The following is an 18,875-nucleotide window of genomic DNA, read 5'->3' on the forward strand; positions in this document are numbered from 1 at the left end:
TTGGAGAACACGCTGTACATGGGGCAATATGACAGCAAAACAAGGGAAGTAGAAATCACCCTGACTGAAGATGGTGGACCCTTTAACATATCAGGAGATAACGTGAATGCCCGTGTTTTCTGTGACAAAGCTGATGGACACGATGTTTTCAACGATGCAGTTATTGAAAACGGAAAGATCGTTGTAACCTTCACAGATCAAATGCTGGCTGCTGCCGGGCCAATGCCTACTCGAGTAGCTCTATTTGGGCACGATGGTGAACGGTTGACTTCCGTCGATTTTATCGTCATGGTCCGGGAAAATCGGGCCGAAAATGGTGTGTTGAGTTCCAGTGAGTTTAATGCTCTGAACAAAGCTTTGGGTAGTATTGATGGAGCTTTCGATAAAGCAACCAGCGCATGGGAAACCATCAACCAGGTTCAGGAGACCATTGAAAAATCTATTACAGATGCTCAGGATGCTACAAAAACCGCCAACAACGCAGCACAGCGTGTGGAACAGGTCATAGGTGGTATAGAAGAAACAATCGCTACAACAGCTAAATTGAATGATGAGGTGACGACCGCTCGGGACAGTGAAACAGACTTGAGCACCAGACTTGAGAAAATAGAATCTGGAGAGCGTATGAAAGGAGCTGGAAAATTTCCAGTTGCATCGGAGGAGCAAGCTAGAGCAGGGATTGATAACAACGTAATCATGACACCATTGCGAACGGCAGAGGCCATTGAATCTTTAGCCACGGGAGGTGGCGGCGGTGGTGGCGGCTCCACCATCCCGATCATGACCAGCACCTTTCAGGGTGGGAGCTTTTCAACAAATGAAGAAATTGAAATCCGGTATCGCTGGAGCAGTCCAAACATTGGCTATGGGATGCTGCATGTACTCATTAATAATGTCGAAATTCAGACAGAAGAGGTACAGCAGGGCCTCAACCGGTTGGTAGTTCCAGGGCAGCCAAAGGGAAATTATACTTTGTTGATGTATGTCACCGACCGCGGTGGGCTGACCACAGACAAGCTGACCTTTCAATTGAAAGTCGGTGGATTGGATATCACATCGACCTTTGACGATTCCCAGGACTTCACGATCAAGTCGGTAATCCGCATCCCTATTACCGTTGACACGATCTCGCTGGACCCGGTCTATCTTTCACAGAATATCGACGGAACCCTCACGCGCTTATCCGGTCAGAATGGTTATAACGTCGTGCAGCTGCCCGCCATGACACCCGGAGCCCACAAGGTGACGATCGCTGCGGAAAGTGGGGTTTATAAGTCAAACAGCCTTGATTTTAACATTGTGATCGAGGACGCCGACACCCTGACCATTATCTGTGATTTTGACACCGATCAGGTCGCATACCGTGATCTGGTGGAAATTCCATACCGCGTGTCGCTGAAAGGGGTGAGCAAGTTTAATGCGGAATACCTGGTGGACGGCACCTTGGTTAAGCAGCTGGTCATTTCCGCAGGTACCAATATCTGGAGCACCCGTGACCTGGCCATCGGTTACCATACCCTGCGGATCAACGTGTCCACACAGGAAGGCGCCAAGACCGCCTTTGTCGAAAAGCGTCTAACCGTCAACCCGTCGTCCTATACACCGCTGCAGCCTGTGCAGGATGCCAGCCTGATCGCCTGGTTTGACGCCACCGGCCGGACGAACCAGGACGCCAACCGGGAAAACTGGCCGGATAAATCCGGAAACGGCACAGCGGTCCGTCTGGTCGATTTTAACTATGGCGGCGCTAACGGCTGGGTGGACAACGCCCTGAAATGCAACGGCGGGTCCTACGTAGAAATTGACCTGCAGGCCCTGAAGGACAACGCACCCTATGGGCTGACCGTCGATGTGAAGTTCAGAACCCGGGACAGCGGCGAAGAGCTGGCCTGTGTGATGGATATGCGCGGTAGTGATAGCAATAACAAGGGTTTTGCCATTGACACCAAAGCCATGTACCTAAACTCCGGAACCACCAAGATTAAAGCCGCTGTTCTGGAAGAGGAAATTTCACGGGCGACTTTTGTCGTCGACCGCGAAAACAAGTTGGCGAAAATCTATAACAATGGCGTGCTCACCGAAGCCTTTATTATGACAGATAGTGAGAGCTTTTCCAATACGACAAGGATCTACCTGAACACAACCCTTGCGCTGGTATCCGGGGCTTGGGTGCCCTCGCTGTTTGGAGACTGCGAAATCTACAGCATCCGCATCTATGAGCGGGCGCTCTCTGGGGACGAGATCGTCCAGAATCACATAGCGGACATCCCTGATCTGGATGAGCAAGAAGAAAAGTACCGGCTCAACTATGAAAACATGATGCCTACCATGTACTTCTATGGGGAAACCGCCGCTATGACCAAGGATAACAAGGTACCACTGCGCATCAAGTATATCTCAACGGACAGCAACAAATACGGTGAAAGTTTTGACCTGATGGGCTGCCCGGTAGGCTGGCAGGGGACATCCTCCCTGCAGTACGCCGTCAAAAACTATAAAATGAAGCTGGTCAACCAGGACGGCAGTAAGCATTCTTACAGCCCATTCCCGAACAGCCTGCCCGAAAGCACATTCACCCTCAAAGCCGACTATATGGAAAGCAGTCATGCCAACAACACCGGCATGTGCAAGTTTATCAACGATAAGCTGTACACGGACAAAACACCGCCGCAGCAGACCGACGCTAAAAAGCGGACCGCCATCGACGGGTTCCCGATCCAGCTTTATATTGCGAAAGATGATCAGAGCACCCCAACCTATATGGGCGTGTTCAACTTCAACCTGGACAAAAGCTGCTTCAACAACCTGGGCCTTGACAATGGCGTGGAGGGCTGGGAAAACTGCATGCGGTTTGAAGTGTCCAGTAACTCCGACACCAGTGCCGGCGCCTTCAAAGATGACTCGGATAAAAGCATCAAAGAAGATTTTGAACTCAACTACCCCGACCCGGATGACCTAACCCAGGAGCAGATCGACACCAGGTATGCGGGCCTGAAGCGGATGGTCACCTGGGTGAAGAACTGCACCGAAGCAACCTTCCGTGCGGAACTGGAGCAATATTTCAATAAAGATTTCCTGCTGAAATACTACCTGCAGGTGCACCTCTTTGGGATGGTTGACAACCTTGGGAAAAACATGATGCTGACCACCTGGGACGGAAATATCTGGTACCCCATGTTCTACGATGCGGACTCCCAGCTGGCCTTGGACAATACTGGGTACCTAAAGTTCTACAGCGATATCGACATTGTGGCCGGAACCTACAACACCTCCGGGTCCAAGCTCTGGACCATGGTGAGTACAGTATTTGCCGAGGAGCTGGCAGAAATGTACAAAGGCCTGCGGCAGAATATCTACCGGATGGAGACCATCCTGTCCTACTGGTATGGCGAACAAGTGGCCAAAATCGGTGAGAAACAGTACAACGCCGATATGGAAGCCAAGTATATCCAGTTCAAAAATGATTACCTGTTCATGCTGCATGGGAGACGCTACGAGCACATGAAGCGCTGGCTGACCGAGCGGCTTTTGTATCTGGACACCATCTATGGCTACGAGGAAGACACCCGGCAGTCCATCACGCTGCGTGCCAATAAAAGCGGCAGCGTGACCCTGAATATTCTGACCTACAGCCCCCAGTACGTGAAGGTCGTGTGGCGTAACGGCGTTGAGCAGCGGCTGAAAGTTGGCCGGGATGCCAATGGAAACATGATTGCGGCAAAGTTCACAGGAACCTTGGCAACCGCAACCGACCAGGAAGTCGTGATCTACAACGCCCGGCAGATCAAGAAAATTGATAATCTGGCGGGTCTGTCGCCTTCCGTTTTAAACCTTGTGGAAGCTTCAAAGTTGACCGAGGTGGTCTGCCGAAGTGCAACATTACTTCTGGATGTGCGGCTGCCCTCAAACAGCCGGTATCTTCGGAAGATGGACCTTTATGGCTGCACGAAGCTGGGGACCGCATCTGGTGGTGGGAATACGCTGGACCTCTCCAATGTCTACAATATGCGGGAACTGGATTTGACAAATACTGCTTTGCAAAATATATTGTTTCCGATCGATGGGAGTAATTATACGAAAATTCTGCTTCCGACAACGCTCAAATCAATTGATCTTGAGAACATGCCGCAATTGAAAACTATCAGTAGCTTACTTGGAACGTACACGCTTCTCAAGATTATTGATTGTCCCGGTTTAATATACGATACTAAAAGTGTCGGTAGTGTGGTGTTGGCAGCTGAACGAATTGAAATCGTGCGTGCGTTTGAACCAGGTACGGGTGAGAATTTTAGCACGTTGAAAATTGGCAATGGAAATGTCCAACCCTTGAGCATACGGATCAGGGATATGCATTTATGTGATGGAAAAAGGTTACAGATCGCCGGAAAATATGCTTCATCAGTTCCATTAATAGAAAATCTGGAACTTTCAGAAATTCATCCGCGGGAAATTGTTTTGTCTAAATTCGGTTTTGCGGAGCCGCAACCCCTTGATTTTTCACAATGCAGCGACTGCAGCCTAGTGATTGAAAATTATGCTAATATAAGTGAAGTTATTCTGCCAACAAATATTAAGGGGCTTGCCATAAGTAAATCCCTGTTTAAAAATAGCTCTGGCAACGTCAGCTTTGATCAAAGCTTGCAAGATTGTGATATTTATGTTTCTGGAAACCGGGATGAAGAATTACTTGATTTAAGTGGGTCGACGATTGCAGACTATTTAGTGTGCGATGTAAGAAAAAAAATTAAAATAAATATTGATTTTACACAGCGAAACGATCAATCATACATCCCCGAGATTGAAGCCAGCGTAATAGGCCTTAAATGCCTAAAAATAGGCGCTGATGATCTTATTGGAAATATTAAGTACAGGAGTCGCGTTGCGCTGCCATATCTACAAGAAAAAAAAAGCAGCATAACAGATGATGCTCTTTCCAAGTTGGCACTCGATACGTCACAAGCGACGGATTTTAGTTATGCGTATTATGATTTTCCAAATTTAACTACAGTGCCAATGATCGATACGTCGAAAGGAACAATGTTTTCAAGTATGTGTAAGGACTGTTTGAATTTAACGACGATCCCATTACTTGACACTTCACAGGGAACGTATTTTATCAGTATGTTTCAAAATTGTAAGAATTTAATAGAAATCCCGCTATTTGACACCTCGCGAGGAACGGATTTTAGCTATATGTTTAATAGCTGTAACAGCTTAACGACGATCCCATTACTTGATACTTCACAAGGGGCAAAATTCGGTAATATGTTTGGTAAATGTAGAAGTTTAACGACGATCCCGCTATTTGACACCTCACGAGGGACGAATTTCGAGAGTATGTTTAGTGAATGTTCCAAGTTAACGACGATCCCATCGCTTGATACCTCACAAGGGACAAATTTCGATTATATGTTTAGTGAATGTTCCGAGTTAACGACGGTCCCATCGCTTGATACCTCACAAGGGACAAATTTTAGATCTATGTTTAACAATTGTCGCAAGTTAACGACGATTATGGCAATAAATATTTCTAATATGGCGAATGGGGTGGCGATGTTTACGTATGATCGTGAAATAACCACAGTTAATTTTTTAGGTTCCATCCCAAGGACATTTTCGAATGTTGGTTTTGAGTATGTCAATTCACTGTCAAGTGAAACAGTTGATAATATCTTAAATGCATTAGTCGACTATACAGGACAGACATCGGCTAAATTAGTATTGAGCTTAACACCATTTAACGCACTAACTGACGAACAAAAAGCGATTGCCGCTGCAAAAAACTGGACAATTGCAAAAAGTTAGGAGAGGAACAATGAAAAGACAAAAAAAACCTGGCTTTACTGAGCTACAAGCCGATGAAAACAAGCTGCTTGTCCCAAAAGGCCAGACTACGTGTGGTGCCAAAGCCGTTGTGCTGGCAAAATCCGACAGCCCGGAAAACTGGGAAGAGATTGACGAACTGGCCGAAGGGTTATCACGGCTGATGACGGTAGAGGAAGGTGACATACTGGAAGCGCCGGAGTATGAGATCATTCCGGATGAAGAGGGGAAGATTGATTATGAGACGGCCCAGAAAATGCAAAATGATCTCCAGCTATTGAAAAGGCGGATGCTGGAGATTGTAGAGAAAATAGCCCTTTGATTCAGGGCTTTTTTTATTTGAAAGAGGGTGGTTAAAATGCTTGTAAAATGTTATTAGAGATTGTTTAAATAGGGTTTAAAAGGAGCATTAAAATGAAAAAAATTGATTTAAGTGAAGTAAATATTGGTGTTATTGTTCGAACTGTAGCAGCTCTGATCGCACTGGTAAACCAAATTTTCGCGATTAGTGGGCTTCAACAAATTCCATTTGACGATCAGGCTGTTTACCAGTGGCTCTCTATGGGAGCTACCGTCATTACTTTTGCGGTGAATTGGTGGAAAAATAACAGTTTCACTAAGGAAGCCCAGCTGGGAGATAAGGTCAGAAAAGCCGCCCAGGAGGACACTATTATTGCGAACAAAATAGAGAGGATGCTGAAGGAAAATGATGAAGCTGCCCAGGCATCGGCTAGAAAGGCGGCGTAAAATGGCATTAGAATACTATAACACCATTGTTCAATATGGTGATACCGGTGATGATGTTCTTTTTCTTCAAAGGCAGCTACACATTTGTGGATTTAACCCAGGACAGAAAGATGGAGACTTTGGTGATGGTACCGGGAATGCATTGGAAAATGCGCAGATTTACTTTGGAATTGCAGCAGATCGGATTGCTGGTCCTCAAACTTGGACAAAGCTGTACGACTACTGTGCGAAGCTTCAGGAACAGCTGAACCTTATTGGCGGCTTCGCGTTGGTTATCGACGGGAACGTCGGCAGTCATGGAACGGCTACAGTAGAAGCGTTCAAGACTTTCCAAGTTCGGGGAGGAAGAGAACCAGACTGGTGCTGTGGTCCGGTAGAGGAACAAGCGCTAAATATGGTAGACTTCATGAAAGCTATGCCGTCTGGAAATGCTAGTGTTCCATCGTCCTCCGGTCTGATTGTGCCAACTCAATCCGGAAGGCTGGATGGGGTAAAAATCTATATTCCGGCAGGACATGGCGGCTCTGATCCAGGTGGCGTTGGGAATGGCTTGAGAGAATCAGACGTTGCACTTGCTTATGCTACGAAACTTGGAAATATTCTTCAGGGATATGGTGCAACGGTTCTCCTGGGACGGACAGGGGATTATTACAAGTCCCTTGCATCACGTGTTCAGGAGGCTAACAATTGGGGCGCAGACCTCTATGTATCCTGCCATGAAAATGCTTTTTCCGATCCTGCAGCCAACGGTTCGGAGGTTCTCTTTGTATCCGAAAGCGGAAATCAGCTGGCGACATATGGTGTCAACGAGCTGTCAGCAGGGCTTGGAACAACCAATCGTGGCGCAAAATATCAGGATGACTATGAAGTGGTCTATTCCAATATGACCGCTGTGATCTGCGAGCCGGGTTTTATCACAAATCCCGGAAACGCCGGCTTCATGAACAACGAGGTTGGCCTTCGAAATCAAGCTCAGTGTCTGGCAAATGGTATTGTAAAGTATTGTGCATAGAAAGGGAGGCTCTGGGTCTCCCCCAGAGCCTTTTATGGTGAAAATATGAACAGTTTTATTCCATGGATTGGCGGGAAGCGACTACTGAGAAAATCCATCATGGAACTTTTTCCAGAGGATTTTTCCCGTTATATTGAAGTGTTTGGCGGTGCAGGCTGGGTTCTCTTTGCGAAGGAAAAGCATGCAGAATTAGAGGTGTGGAATGATTATGAAGGGCAGCTGGCGAACCTGTTTCGCTGTGTAAAATACCACCCGGACGCTGTGAAGCAGGAGTTGTCTTTGGTACTAAATTCAAGAGAATTTTTTGAAGATTTCAAAAGTCAGCTTGATCTTAGAGGCTTAACCGATATCCAACGTGCAGCGCGGTATTTCATGATTATCAAGACTTCTTATGCAGCGGATCGACGGACATACGGAGCTGTGAAGAAAAACATTCAAAAGGGTATCTCGTATTTAAGTGATATCTCAGAACGCCTCAACACCGTTATTATTGAGAACAGGGACTTTGAAAGCTTGATTCGTGTGTATGATCGGTCAACAGCTCTTTTTTATTGTGATCCACCATATCATAAAACTGAAAAATATTATACAGCTGAGTTTAAACAAGAAGACCATGAACGTTTAAAAAGCTGTTTAAACGGCATAAAAGGGCGTTTTTTACTTAGCTATAATGACGATGAATACATAAGGAATCTTTATAAAGGTTTCAATATTCATGAAGTGTCCAGACGAAACTCATTATTGGAAAGATACGATATAAAAGATAAAGAATATAAAGAATTGATAATTACAAATTACTAAGACATATTTTTTTTAAATGTATTATAACCTATATCGTTATAATATCACTGTTTCCGTTATAAAGAAAACCGAAGTGTTAGAATAACACAGAGGTGATACTGTGATTAAAATAAACTTATCCAGAGTGCTTGGTGAGAAAAGAATAAACCAGGCTGAGCTGGCAAGATTAACGGATATCAGGCCCACTACAATCAATGAATACTATCATGAGCTTGTTGAAAGGGTGAATTTAGATTACTTGGACCGGATATGTGAAGTTCTGGAATGCTCTATAGAAGAGCTTTTAGAATATCGGCCGAATCAGGCTCCACGACAATGGAAAAAAGAAGAATAAAGAAGAAAATTAAAGTGTTTTAATGGTATTAAAAGGCTTTTTAAATATATGAAAAATAGCATTAAATTTTAAAATATATTATTTAAGCTAGGTTTTACAATAAATAGATATAGAATATTAAAGAGAAGTAATTACGCTCAACTTTGCGCAATTGCTTCTCTTTTTTTGTGTTTTGCGTGAAAAAGTTTTGCGTTTTGCGCGAAAAGCTACAGCAAGCCCCTTTTTTAAGTGAACAGCCAAAAGCCTTTTACCGGATTCCAGAAGGGAGAACCCCATGAAAAATTTTTACAGACAAATCAGCCAAAGACTCATCCTCGCCATCCTCATCCTCGTTTCCTGCGTCTTTCTCACCGGCCTCTGTGCCGGGCCGGAGGAGCTGCCGGCCCCAGAGCCCACACCCGCCCTGCCCGGGACAGAAGAAGCCCTGCCCCCGCCCGACGGATCCGTCATCGACCACCCGCTGCCCGAGGATCCCATCCTCACAGACGGCCCCTGGGCGTCGGCCCACTTCCTTATGGACGAGTACGTCTGCGACTGCCCGGGCTACTGCGACGGCTGGCCCGCGGTCATGGATCCGGAGCTGCTTGAGAAAATCGAGGAGCTGCGGTGTTATTTTGACCAGCCCATCATCATCACCTCAGGCGTTCGCTGTGAAAGGCGCAATGCGGAGGTAGGCGGCATTGAGAACTCCTGGCATAGGTACGGTCATGCAGCCGACCTGTACTGTCCCGGCGTGCCCTATGACGAGGTGGCCGCCGCGGCCCGGGCGCTGGGGCTTGGGGTGATCGAATACCCGGATCAGCAGTTTGACCACTGCGAAATCTGGCGTTGAGGAGAGGAGGGAATCAAAAACCGTAAAACGCTGAAAGACAAAATAGCATACGAAAAAAACTATTAGCTTGAAAAAACAAATAAGAATTGCATATTATTTCAATCTATTCTATAATAAAGGATATAGAAATAAAAAGTGCGGCATCCGTATTGTGTCACTACCACAATACGGCAATGCGGTGTCTGGGCACCACACCTCCTGAGGAGTACCGCAAAGTTAATTATATGCTATTTTCTTTCTTTATTCAATAGCTGTTCTTAATTTTGTGTTATTGTTGAGTTTTTTCTTGAACTTTCTTAACTGTGTGTGGGTAGCTGCCATGCGCAGTTTTTATTTTCCGAAAGGACGGACGGATAATGGATAGCTTTTGCTCATTCGATCCTGTCGCGTCTGCTATGTTTCTTATTTCAAAGCCTTTGCCTTTAGAGACAGAAGAGGGGGAAATTAAATGCAAGAGCTAGATCACAAGGCCATGGGCCTGCGTATCCGCAAACAGAGAACATTTCTGAACATGTCCCGTGACGAGCTGGCCAGAAAGGTTGACATCACGCCGACCTTTTTAGCCGATATCGAGCTGGGCACCAAGGGCTTTTCCTTAAAAAGCCTGAACCGTTTCTGCCATGTCTTAAAAATGTCGGCAGACGCCATTCTCTATGGGCCCAGGGAATACATGGGCACCAGATATTCCGCGGTGCTGGAGCTGCTGGAACGGTGCCCGGAGCAAAAGGGCAGGTATGCGGAGGAGATCCTGACATTGTTTCTTTTAAGCCACGATCTGGTGGAGTAGAGGGGAAGAGACAACGTGTAAGAGGCTGTGAAACCACAGCCTCCTTTTTTTATGGCGCGTATTTTATGGCGCATATAAATAGGTATCCAGATGGAACCGCCGGCCCGGCCGGTTCATAAATAACTATGCACTGCCCGTTTTCAAAAAAATCGTGGGCAAATGGCCTTCAGACCATATTAAATGTTTTCAAAATTGTCTTAAGGCTCAGATTTTGAGAGGTTTTTAGAGACAAGGAAAAAAATATATGGTATAATATGTCCGGTCTCAAAAAAGATGTATAAAAAATGTATGAATATGCAAATGAATCGAATGATATAAGGAGCTGCTTCTTATATTGAGGAAGGAATGATACAATGTCAATTTCTGTATTAGTTGGAGCACAGTGGGGCGACGAAGGTAAGGGCAAGATGATCGACTACCTGTCAAAGGACTGTGATCTGATCGTCCGTTTCCAGGGCGGAGATAACGCCGGCCATACGGTCATCAACGAGCACGGTGTTTTCAAACTGCATTTGATTCCGAGCGGTATCTTTAACGAAGGCGGCGAGTGCTTAATCGGTACAGGTACAGTGGTGAATCCGGATGTTCTGGAAGATGAAATCAAACAGATTGAAGACGCCAACGTTGAAATGAGCGGGTTGAAAATATCCGGCAAGGCCCATATCCTGATGCCCTATCACCAGAAGCTGGATGAGCTGATGGAAGCGGATGGCGGCATTGGTACCACCAAACGCGGCATTGGCCAGGCTTATTCCTACAAGGCTCTGCGCAAGAACCTGCGCTTTGAGGATTTACTCAATCTGGATTCTGCCAGAAAGAAGCTGGAAGCCATTGTCCCGGTAATCAATAACCAGATGCGGGCCTACGGCGCAGAAGACTATACCGTCGATTTTCTCTATGAAAAATGCGAGAAATGGGCAGCGCGCTTTGCGGCCATGATTGTGGACCCGATCCGCTACCTGCACCGCTATATCGACGCGGGCAGCAATATATTATTTGAAGGCCAGCTGGCGGCCATGAAGGATATTGACCTGGGCATTTACCCCTACGTTACATCCTCCAACCCCACAGCGGCTTACGCGGCCGTAAGCGGCGGCTTTTCAGCCAAAAAAATCGACCGTGTCATCGGCGTGGCCAAGGCCTTTTCAAGCGCTGTAGGGGCAGGCCCCTTCCCGACAGAGGAATTTGAGGGAGACATCGACCTGATCCGCGGAACCGGCGATCAGCCGGACGACGAGTTTGGCGCCAGAACCGGACGTTCCAGACGTTTGGGCTGGCTGGATATTCCGGTGCTTAAATACACGAATTTAATCAACGGGTTTGATACCCTGGCATTGTGTAAAATTGATAAATTGGATAACCTTCCGGAAATCAAGGTCTGTACCGCCTATGAGCTGGATGGTGAGGTCATTGACTACTTCCCGAACACCGAAGAGCTGGAACGTGTAAAGCCGGTTTATGAAACACTGCCGGGCTGGATGTGTTCCACCAAAGAAATCCGGAAGCTCGAAGATTTGCCGGAGAATGCGAAAAAATACATTAAGACAATTGAAGAGCTGGTCGGAACCACCATTGGTTACGTCGGCGTTGGCCCAGATCGCGAAGAGTTAGCTGTTTAGGGAAACGAAATAATTTAAAGAGGATAATGCTGCCCGCATTATTCTCTTTTTGTAAGTATAAAAGTTGAAGGAAAAACAGAGGAGGAGAAAATGTCTTATTTCAAACGTGACAAACGCGCCTACATTTTGTTGTCGGACGGAACGGTTTACGAAGGCTACAATTTTGGCTGCGAAGGCACCACCATTGGGGAGATTGTCTTTACAACCGGGATGACCGGGTATCAGGAAGTCCTGACCGACCCGTCCTATTATGGACAGATCGTGCTTCAGACTTATCCGCTTATTGGAAACTACGGCGTCAACAACGACGACATGGAATCAGAAAAAAGCTGGGTAAACGGCTATATTGTCAAGGAATGGTGCGAGGAGCCGTCAAACTTCAGAACCACGGCCACCATCAACGACTTTCTTGTAAAGCAGGGGAAAATCGGTATCTGGGATATTGATACCCGTGCCCTCACCCGCAAGATCCGTGAGTTCGGCACCATGAACGGCGCCATCACCACCGAGGATGTCTACGAGAATAAGGAAGCGCTGCTGGAGCAGATCCGGAATTACAAGGTGGTCAATCCAGTACAGGTGGTTACCCAGAAGAAAAAGGGCTGGTTCTATACCCGTGAAAACCGCGCGAACCATGTCGCGCTCATGGATTATGGCTACAAGCACAATATCCTCAGAATGCTGCTGCAGATCGGCTGTAATGTGACGGTCATGCCGGCGGGTTCCACTGTCGATGACATAAGAAGGCTGAATCCGGACGGCATCATGCTGAGCAACGGCCCCGGAAACCCTGAGGACAATGTGGAAATCATTAAAAATATTCAGGACTTCATCGATTACGGCAAGCCGATTTTCGGCATCTGTCTGGGACATCAGCTGCTGGCCCTGGCCATGGGCGGCACCACCCGCAAAATGAAATACGGGCACCGGGGACTGAACCAGCCAGTTAAGGATTTATCCAAGGACCGCGTCTTTATTACCAGCCAGAACCACGGCTACGCGGTTGAGAGCATTCCAGAGGATGTGGGAACCATCTCCCATGTCAATATGAATGACGGCAGCTGCGAGGGGATCGCCTATAAAAACATTCCGGCCTTTACCGTGCAGTTCCATCCAGAAGCCAGCGCGGGCCCCAATGATACAGGGTATTTGTTTGAACGTTTTGGAGATTTAATGGAAAGGGGACAACAGGGATGCCTTTAAGAAATGATATTAAGCGTGTACTCGTCATCGGGTCTGGCCCGATTATAATCGGCCAGGCGGCAGAATTTGATTACGCCGGTACCCAGGCCTGCAAAGCCTTGAAGGCGGTTGGCCTTGAGGTGGTTCTCATCAACTCTAACCCGGCCACCATCATGACCGACAAGGCCATGGCCGATAAAATCTATATTGAGCCATTGACACTGGATGTCGTTAAACGGGTTATCCTCCTGGAAAAACCCGACAGCATTCTGTCCACCCTGGGCGGGCAGACAGGCCTGACCCTGTCCATGCAGCTCGCCAAGGAAGGCTTTTTGGACGAGCACAATGTGAAGCTGCTGGGCGCCAATGTCGAAACCATCGACAAGGCAGAGGACCGTCAGGAATTTAAGGACATGATGAAGGAAATCGGCGAGCCGGTCATTCCCTCAAAGGTTGTCACAACCGTTGAGGACGCCCTGGATTTCGCCGCCACCATGGGCTACCCGGTCATTGTCCGTCCGGCCTTTACCTTAGGCGGAACCGGCGGCGGGATTGCCGATAATCCAGAGCAGCTCCATGAGATTGCCACCAACGGCCTGCGCCTGTCGCCGATCACCCAGATTCTGGTTGAGCGCGGCATTTCGGGCTGGAAGGAAATCGAGTTCGAGGTCATGCGCGACAGCAAGGGCAATGTCATCACTGTCTGCTCCATGGAAAACTTCGACCCGGTCGGCATCCACACCGGCGACTCCATTGTCGTGGCGCCATGCCAGACACTGAGCGACAAGGAATACCAGATGCTCAGAACCTCGGCCCTCAAGATCATCTCAGCCCTAGGGGTAGAGGGCGGCTGTAACTGCCAGTTTGCCCTGGACCCGGAAAACTTTAACTATGCGGTTATCGAAGTCAACCCGAGGGTTTCCCGGTCTTCAGCCCTGGCCTCAAAAGCGACGGGCTATCCCATCGCCAAGATCGCCTCACTGATCGCGGTGGGCTTCTCTCTGGATGAAATCATGAATGACATCACAGGCAAAACACCCGCCTGCTTTGAACCAGTCATTGACTACATCGTTGTTAAATTCCCAAGATGGCCCTTCGATAAATTTGTTTACGCCAAGCGTACCCTGGGTACACAAATGAAGGCCACCGGCGAGATCATGTCCATCGGCAACAGCTTTGAGCAGGCGATGATGAAAGCCGTCCGCTCAGTCGAGCTGGGCTTTGACACCCTGAGCGTCGAAAAATACCGCGAGGCGCCGGATGATGAAATCATGGAAGCAGTCGGCCGAAACGACGATGAACGCTGCTTCGTGGTCTATGAAGCCCTGTACCGCGGACTGGATATGGAAAAAATCTGGGAAACCACCAAAATCGACATGTGGTTCCTCGACAAGCTCCGCCACCTGGCCGTCATGGAGCGCGACCTGCGCGAAAAGGGCCTGAGCGACGAGCGCGGCATGGAACGTCTGGCCGTTGCCCGTGAGCTGGGCTTTATGGATTCCACCATCGAGCGCCTGACCGGTGAGAAGATCCTGACCGGCAGACAGTATGCTTCCTTTAAGATGGTGGATACCTGCGCCGGCGAGTTTAAGGCAGAAACCCCTTATTTCTATTCCACGATGGATAAGGAAAACGAAGCGGAAATCTTCCTGGACGAGCATAAAAACGACAAGAAGAAAATCATCGTCTTTGGCTCCGGCCCCATCCGCATCGGCCAGGGCATCGAGTTTGACTACTGCTCTGTGCACTGCGCCTGGGCGTTAAAGGAGCTGGGCTATGAGGCCATTATTGTCAACAATAACCCGGAAACCGTGTCCACCGACTTCGATACCTCCGACCGCCTGTACTTTGAGCCTCTCACAGCAGAGGACGTGCGCTCCATTGTGGAAACCGAAAAGCCAGACGGCGCCATCGTCCAGTTCGGCGGCCAGACTGCCATCAAGCTCACCAAGCATTTGGATGAAATTAATGTCGGCATTCTGGGCACAGACCCCAAATACATCGACGCCGCAGAGGACCGCGAGCTCTTCGACGACCTGCTGGAACGCTGCAATATCCCAAGACCCAAGGGCGAAACCGTCTATACGACCGAAGAAGCCGTGAAGGTCGCGGAACGGCTGGGCTTCCCGGTACTGCTGCGCCCGTCCTATGTGCTTGGCGGCCAGAACATGATCATCGCCTACGAAGAAGCCGATGTTGTGGAATATATGAACATTATTACCGAACACGAGCTCGAAAACCCTGTGCTGATCGATAAATACCTCATGGGGACAGAGGTCGAAGTCGACGCCATCTGTGACGGAACCGACTATGTGATCCCCGGGATCATGGAGCACATTGAGAAAGCCGGCGTGCACTCCGGAGACTCCATCTCCGTGTATCCGCCGCAGACCCTGTCCCAGGAAATCAAGGACACCATCATTGACTACACCGGCAAGCTTGCCAAAGAGCTGCATGTCATCGGCCTTGTAAACATCCAGTATGTTGTCTACGAGGGCCAGGTTTATGTCATCGAGGTGAACCCGCGTTCCTCCAGAACCGTGCCGTATATTTCAAAGGTGACCGACATCCCGATGGTCAATCTGGCAACCCGGATCATGATGGGGGCTACCTTAAAGGAAATGGGCTACACCTCCGGTCTCCATCCGGTTAAGGATTATGTGGCGGTTAAGGTACCGGTGTTCAGCTTTGCGAAGCTCCAGGATGTCGATACACAGCTCGGACCAGAAATGAAATCAACCGGCGAGGTGCTTGGCGTCGGCAGAAAATTTGAGGACGCTGTCTACAAGGGCCTTGTCGCTGCCGGCTATAAAATGGAACGCTCCGGCGGCGTGCTCCTGACCGTGCGTGACCGCGATAAGGCCGAAATTGTGGATATCGGACGCCGGTTCCATGAAATGGGCTTTAAAATCTTCGCCACCGTTGGAACGGCCCTGGTGCTCAATGAAAACAACGTACCGGCCAAGGTGGTTAAGCGGATGGCGGAAAAAGCGCCGAACATCGGCGACCTTTTGGAAAGCGGCCAGGTAACCTATGTTATCTCCACCTCCACCAAGGGCCGTCAGCCAGAACAGGATGAGGTCAAAATGCGCCGTAAGGCCGTAGAGAGCTCCATCAGCCTGCTGACCTCCCTCGATACCGCCAGAGCCCTGCTCAATTGTCTGGAATCCAACAAGACAATGGCCGATATCGACCTGGTCGACATCAATACAATTTAACGTGCTGTAAAGTTAAACAGTCCGAAAAGCCACCTGTTTCAGGTGGTTTTTCGATAATATTCGTAGAATTGTATACAAAAGACGCAAAATTAAAGGGTTGACTTGACAGAAGCGTCTAAAAAAATTATAATATCAAGCATGATTTTAAGTAAAACGTATGGAATTAAATACATTCTGTACAAAATAAAGGGGAAACGAAAATGACTGATCATATGAATGAAGAATTAGTAATGACCCAGGAGGGTCTTGATACTTTAAAGAAGCGTTTAGAGTATTTAAAAACCGTTAAGCGCTATGAAGTTGCGGCGCGTATTAAAACAGCCAGAGAATACGGCGATTTAAGCGAAAATGCCGAATACGATGAAGCGAAATCCGAACAGGGCTTCGTGGAAGGTGAAATATCCGAACTGGAAGCCAAGATTAAAAAAGTCAAGGTCATTGATGACAACGACATTCATACCGAGGATGTCGGCGTTGGCAGCATCGTCAAGGTGAAAGACCTGGAGTTTGGCGATACAGAGGAATATAAAATTGTCGGGTCAGCAGAATCCGACATTACGCAGAATAAATTATCCAACGAATCACCAGTCGGCAGAGGCCTGATCGGCGCAAAGGTCGGACAGGTTGTGACCATTCCGATTCCGGACGGTGAAGTTCAGTATGAAGTTTTAGATATCAGAAGATAGGAGAGCCCAGTGAGCGAAGAAAATTTAAGTGAAGTACTAGCGGTCAGGCGTGAAAAGCTGAAGAAGCTTCAGGAGGAAGGAAAGAACCCCTTCGAGATCACACGCTATGACGTCACCGCCTACGCGGATGACGTGAATGAAAACTTTGAAGCGTACGAAGAAAAGCCCGTTTCCATGGCAGGCCGTATCATGTCCAAAAGAGGCCAGGGTAAGGTCGGCTTCTACGATCTCCAGGACAGCACCGGAAAAATCCAGATGTTTTTAAAGAAGGACCTGCTGGAAAATTATGACGAAATCAAAACCTATGACATCGGCGATATCGTCGGCATTAAAGGCGAGGTGTTCAAGACACAGAAGGGACAGATCTCGATCCGTGTGAAGGAGCTCGTTTTACTCAGCAAATCCCTTCAGATTTTACCGGAAAAATATCACGGCTTAAAGGATACCGAGCTGCGCTACCGTCAGCGCTATGTCGATCTGATCGTCAATCCTGAGGTCAAAAATGTGTTCATCCTGCGCTCGCAGATTATCCGCAAGATCCGCGAATTTTTAGACAACCGTGGCTTTATCGAGGTGGAAACCCCCGTTTTATACAACCTGGCAGGCGGCGCCAATGCCCGTCCGTTTGTTACCCACCATAACGCTCTGGACATACCGCTTTATATGCGTATTGCCCTGGAATTACCCCTTAAACGGCTGATTGTCGGCGGCTTTGATAAAGTGTATGAACTCAGCCGCGTATTCCGTAATGAGGGCATGGACGCCACCCATAATCCCGAGTTCACCCTGCTTGAAACCTACGAAGCCTATGCCGACTACGACGACGTCATGAACATGGTCGAAGCCCTGTATGGATTTTTGGCCAGGGAAATTCTTGCGGCGGATACCGTTGAGTACGAGGGACACGACATCTCCCTGGCAGCGCCCTTTAGGCGTGCCCGCATGGTAGACTTGGTAGAGGAACACACCGGCGTTAATTTTGACGTGATGACCGATCTGGCAGAAGCGCAGGAAGCGGCGAAAAAACTGCATGTAGATGTGGAGGATAAGCACTCCATCGGCGAGATCATTGCCGAAGTTTTTGACGAATATGTCGAAGATAAGCTCATTCAGCCCACCTTTGTGACCATGCACCCCGTGGAAATCTCACCCCTGTCCAAGCGTGAGCCCACAGACCCGAGATATACCCAGCGTTTCGAGCTGTTCATTAACGGTGCCGAATGTGCCAACGCCTTCTCCGAGCTCAATGACCCCATTGACCAGAAGGGACGTTTTGAAGCGCAGGTACAGAAAAAGGCAGACGGTGACGACGAAGCGCATCCCTATGATGCAGACTTTATCAACGCACTGGAAGTAGGCCTTCCGCCCACAGGCGGCCTGGGAATCGGCATTGACCGTCTGGTAATGCTGTTTACAGGACAGCACAGCATCCGCGACGTTATCCTTTTCCCGACCATGAAACCTCTTGAAGATTAAGCTTTTGTAAAAGACAGAGGACCGGCAGCACAGCCGGTCCTTTTTGATGTTTTGAGCAGCGAAAAACGCCCAGGTTAAAAATAAATCAAAAAAGATTAAAATAATGGTCAAAAGCGCTTGACAAAGGGGCAGGACCGGGTTATACTAATTAAGCTGTCTCGGAGAGCACAGCACCGCAGGTTTTTCAGCCTGGCGCCAGAGAAATTTAAAAATAAATTTTAAAAAGCGCTTGACAGGAAGAAAACAACGCGGTATAATAAAGAAGTTCGCTTGAGAAAGCTGAACATAAACTTTAATTTTTCTGAAGAGAATCAGCGGAGTGCAAGGCGCACGTTTGAACGCGTGAGGGAGCATACCG

14 protein-coding genes are annotated in these 18,875 nt (G+C 48.1%); 13 read left to right on the top strand and 1 reads right to left on the bottom strand.

The window, feature by feature from the left end; translation table 11 throughout:
* Window positions 1-18 precede the first annotated feature (18 nt).
* The 13 genes from I2B62_RS19980 (at window position 19) to lysS (ending at window position 18,517) form a co-directional block, all read left to right on the top strand.
* Window positions 19-5,805 carry a BspA family leucine-rich repeat surface protein gene (locus I2B62_RS19980; RefSeq protein ID WP_243259645.1) on the top strand — a complete coding sequence of 1,929 codons (5,787 nt, stop codon included), beginning with the start codon at window positions 19-21 and terminating at the stop codon, window positions 5,803-5,805.
* Window positions 5,806-5,815: 10 nt separating this feature from the next.
* Window positions 5,816-6,145: a hypothetical protein gene (locus I2B62_RS19985; RefSeq protein WP_195270786.1), complete on the top strand. Its 330-nt coding sequence runs from the start codon at window positions 5,816-5,818 to the stop codon at window positions 6,143-6,145.
* Between the two features lie 92 nt (window positions 6,146-6,237).
* Window positions 6,238-6,570 carry a phage holin gene (locus I2B62_RS19990; protein WP_195270787.1) on the top strand — a complete coding sequence of 111 codons (333 nt, stop codon included), beginning with the start codon at window positions 6,238-6,240 and terminating at the stop codon, window positions 6,568-6,570.
* A 1-nt stretch (window position 6,571) separates the two neighbouring features.
* The gene (locus I2B62_RS19995; protein WP_195270788.1) at window positions 6,572-7,582 is read left to right on the top strand and encodes an N-acetylmuramoyl-L-alanine amidase; all 1,011 of its coding nucleotides are present in this window, start codon (window positions 6,572-6,574) and stop codon (window positions 7,580-7,582) included.
* 45 nt (window positions 7,583-7,627) lie between these two features.
* The gene (locus I2B62_RS20000) at window positions 7,628-8,383 is read left to right on the top strand and encodes a DNA adenine methylase (RefSeq protein WP_195270789.1); all 756 of its coding nucleotides are present in this window, start codon (window positions 7,628-7,630) and stop codon (window positions 8,381-8,383) included.
* 100 nt (window positions 8,384-8,483) lie between these two features.
* Window positions 8,484-8,717, top strand: coding sequence for a helix-turn-helix transcriptional regulator (locus tag I2B62_RS20005; protein ID WP_195270790.1), 234 nt, complete (start codon window positions 8,484-8,486; stop codon window positions 8,715-8,717).
* Between the two features lie 274 nt (window positions 8,718-8,991).
* Complete coding sequence (locus I2B62_RS20010; protein WP_195270791.1) at window positions 8,992-9,549, top strand: D-Ala-D-Ala carboxypeptidase family metallohydrolase; 558 nt, start codon at window positions 8,992-8,994, stop codon at window positions 9,547-9,549.
* Between the two features lie 448 nt (window positions 9,550-9,997).
* Window positions 9,998-10,336 carry a helix-turn-helix transcriptional regulator gene (locus tag I2B62_RS20015; protein ID WP_195270792.1) on the top strand — a complete coding sequence of 113 codons (339 nt, stop codon included), beginning with the start codon at window positions 9,998-10,000 and terminating at the stop codon, window positions 10,334-10,336.
* A 353-nt stretch (window positions 10,337-10,689) separates the two neighbouring features.
* Entirely contained in the window at window positions 10,690-11,955 is a 1,266-nt protein-coding gene (locus tag I2B62_RS20020; protein ID WP_195270793.1) for an adenylosuccinate synthase, read from the top strand.
* Between the two features lie 90 nt (window positions 11,956-12,045).
* Entirely contained in the window at window positions 12,046-13,158 is a 1,113-nt protein-coding gene (carA, locus tag I2B62_RS20025; RefSeq protein ID WP_195270794.1) for a glutamine-hydrolyzing carbamoyl-phosphate synthase small subunit, read from the top strand.
* Window positions 13,149-16,355: a carbamoyl-phosphate synthase large subunit gene (gene carB / locus I2B62_RS20030; RefSeq protein WP_195270795.1), complete on the top strand. Its 3,207-nt coding sequence runs from the start codon at window positions 13,149-13,151 to the stop codon at window positions 16,353-16,355. The genes carA and carB overlap by 10 nt, the downstream gene beginning before the upstream one ends.
* A gap of 212 nt (window positions 16,356-16,567) precedes the next feature.
* Window positions 16,568-17,041, top strand: a complete 474-nt coding sequence (gene greA / locus I2B62_RS20035; RefSeq protein WP_195270802.1) for a transcription elongation factor GreA — start codon at window positions 16,568-16,570, stop codon at window positions 17,039-17,041.
* A gap of 9 nt (window positions 17,042-17,050) precedes the next feature.
* Window positions 17,051-18,517 (top strand): lysine--tRNA ligase, encoded by a 1,467-nt coding sequence (lysS, locus tag I2B62_RS20040; RefSeq protein ID WP_195270796.1) that lies wholly within the window; start codon window positions 17,051-17,053, stop codon window positions 18,515-18,517.
* A 144-nt stretch (window positions 18,518-18,661) separates the two neighbouring features.
* Here the strand turns inward: lysS and I2B62_RS20395 are convergent.
* The coding region (locus I2B62_RS20395; RefSeq protein WP_207736105.1) for a hypothetical protein at window positions 18,662-18,875 on the bottom strand (214 nt) is incomplete at its 5' end.

It is taken from the genome of Eubacterium sp. 1001713B170207_170306_E7 (assembly GCF_015547515.1).
Classification (GTDB): domain Bacteria; phylum Bacillota; class Clostridia; order Eubacteriales; family Eubacteriaceae; genus Eubacterium.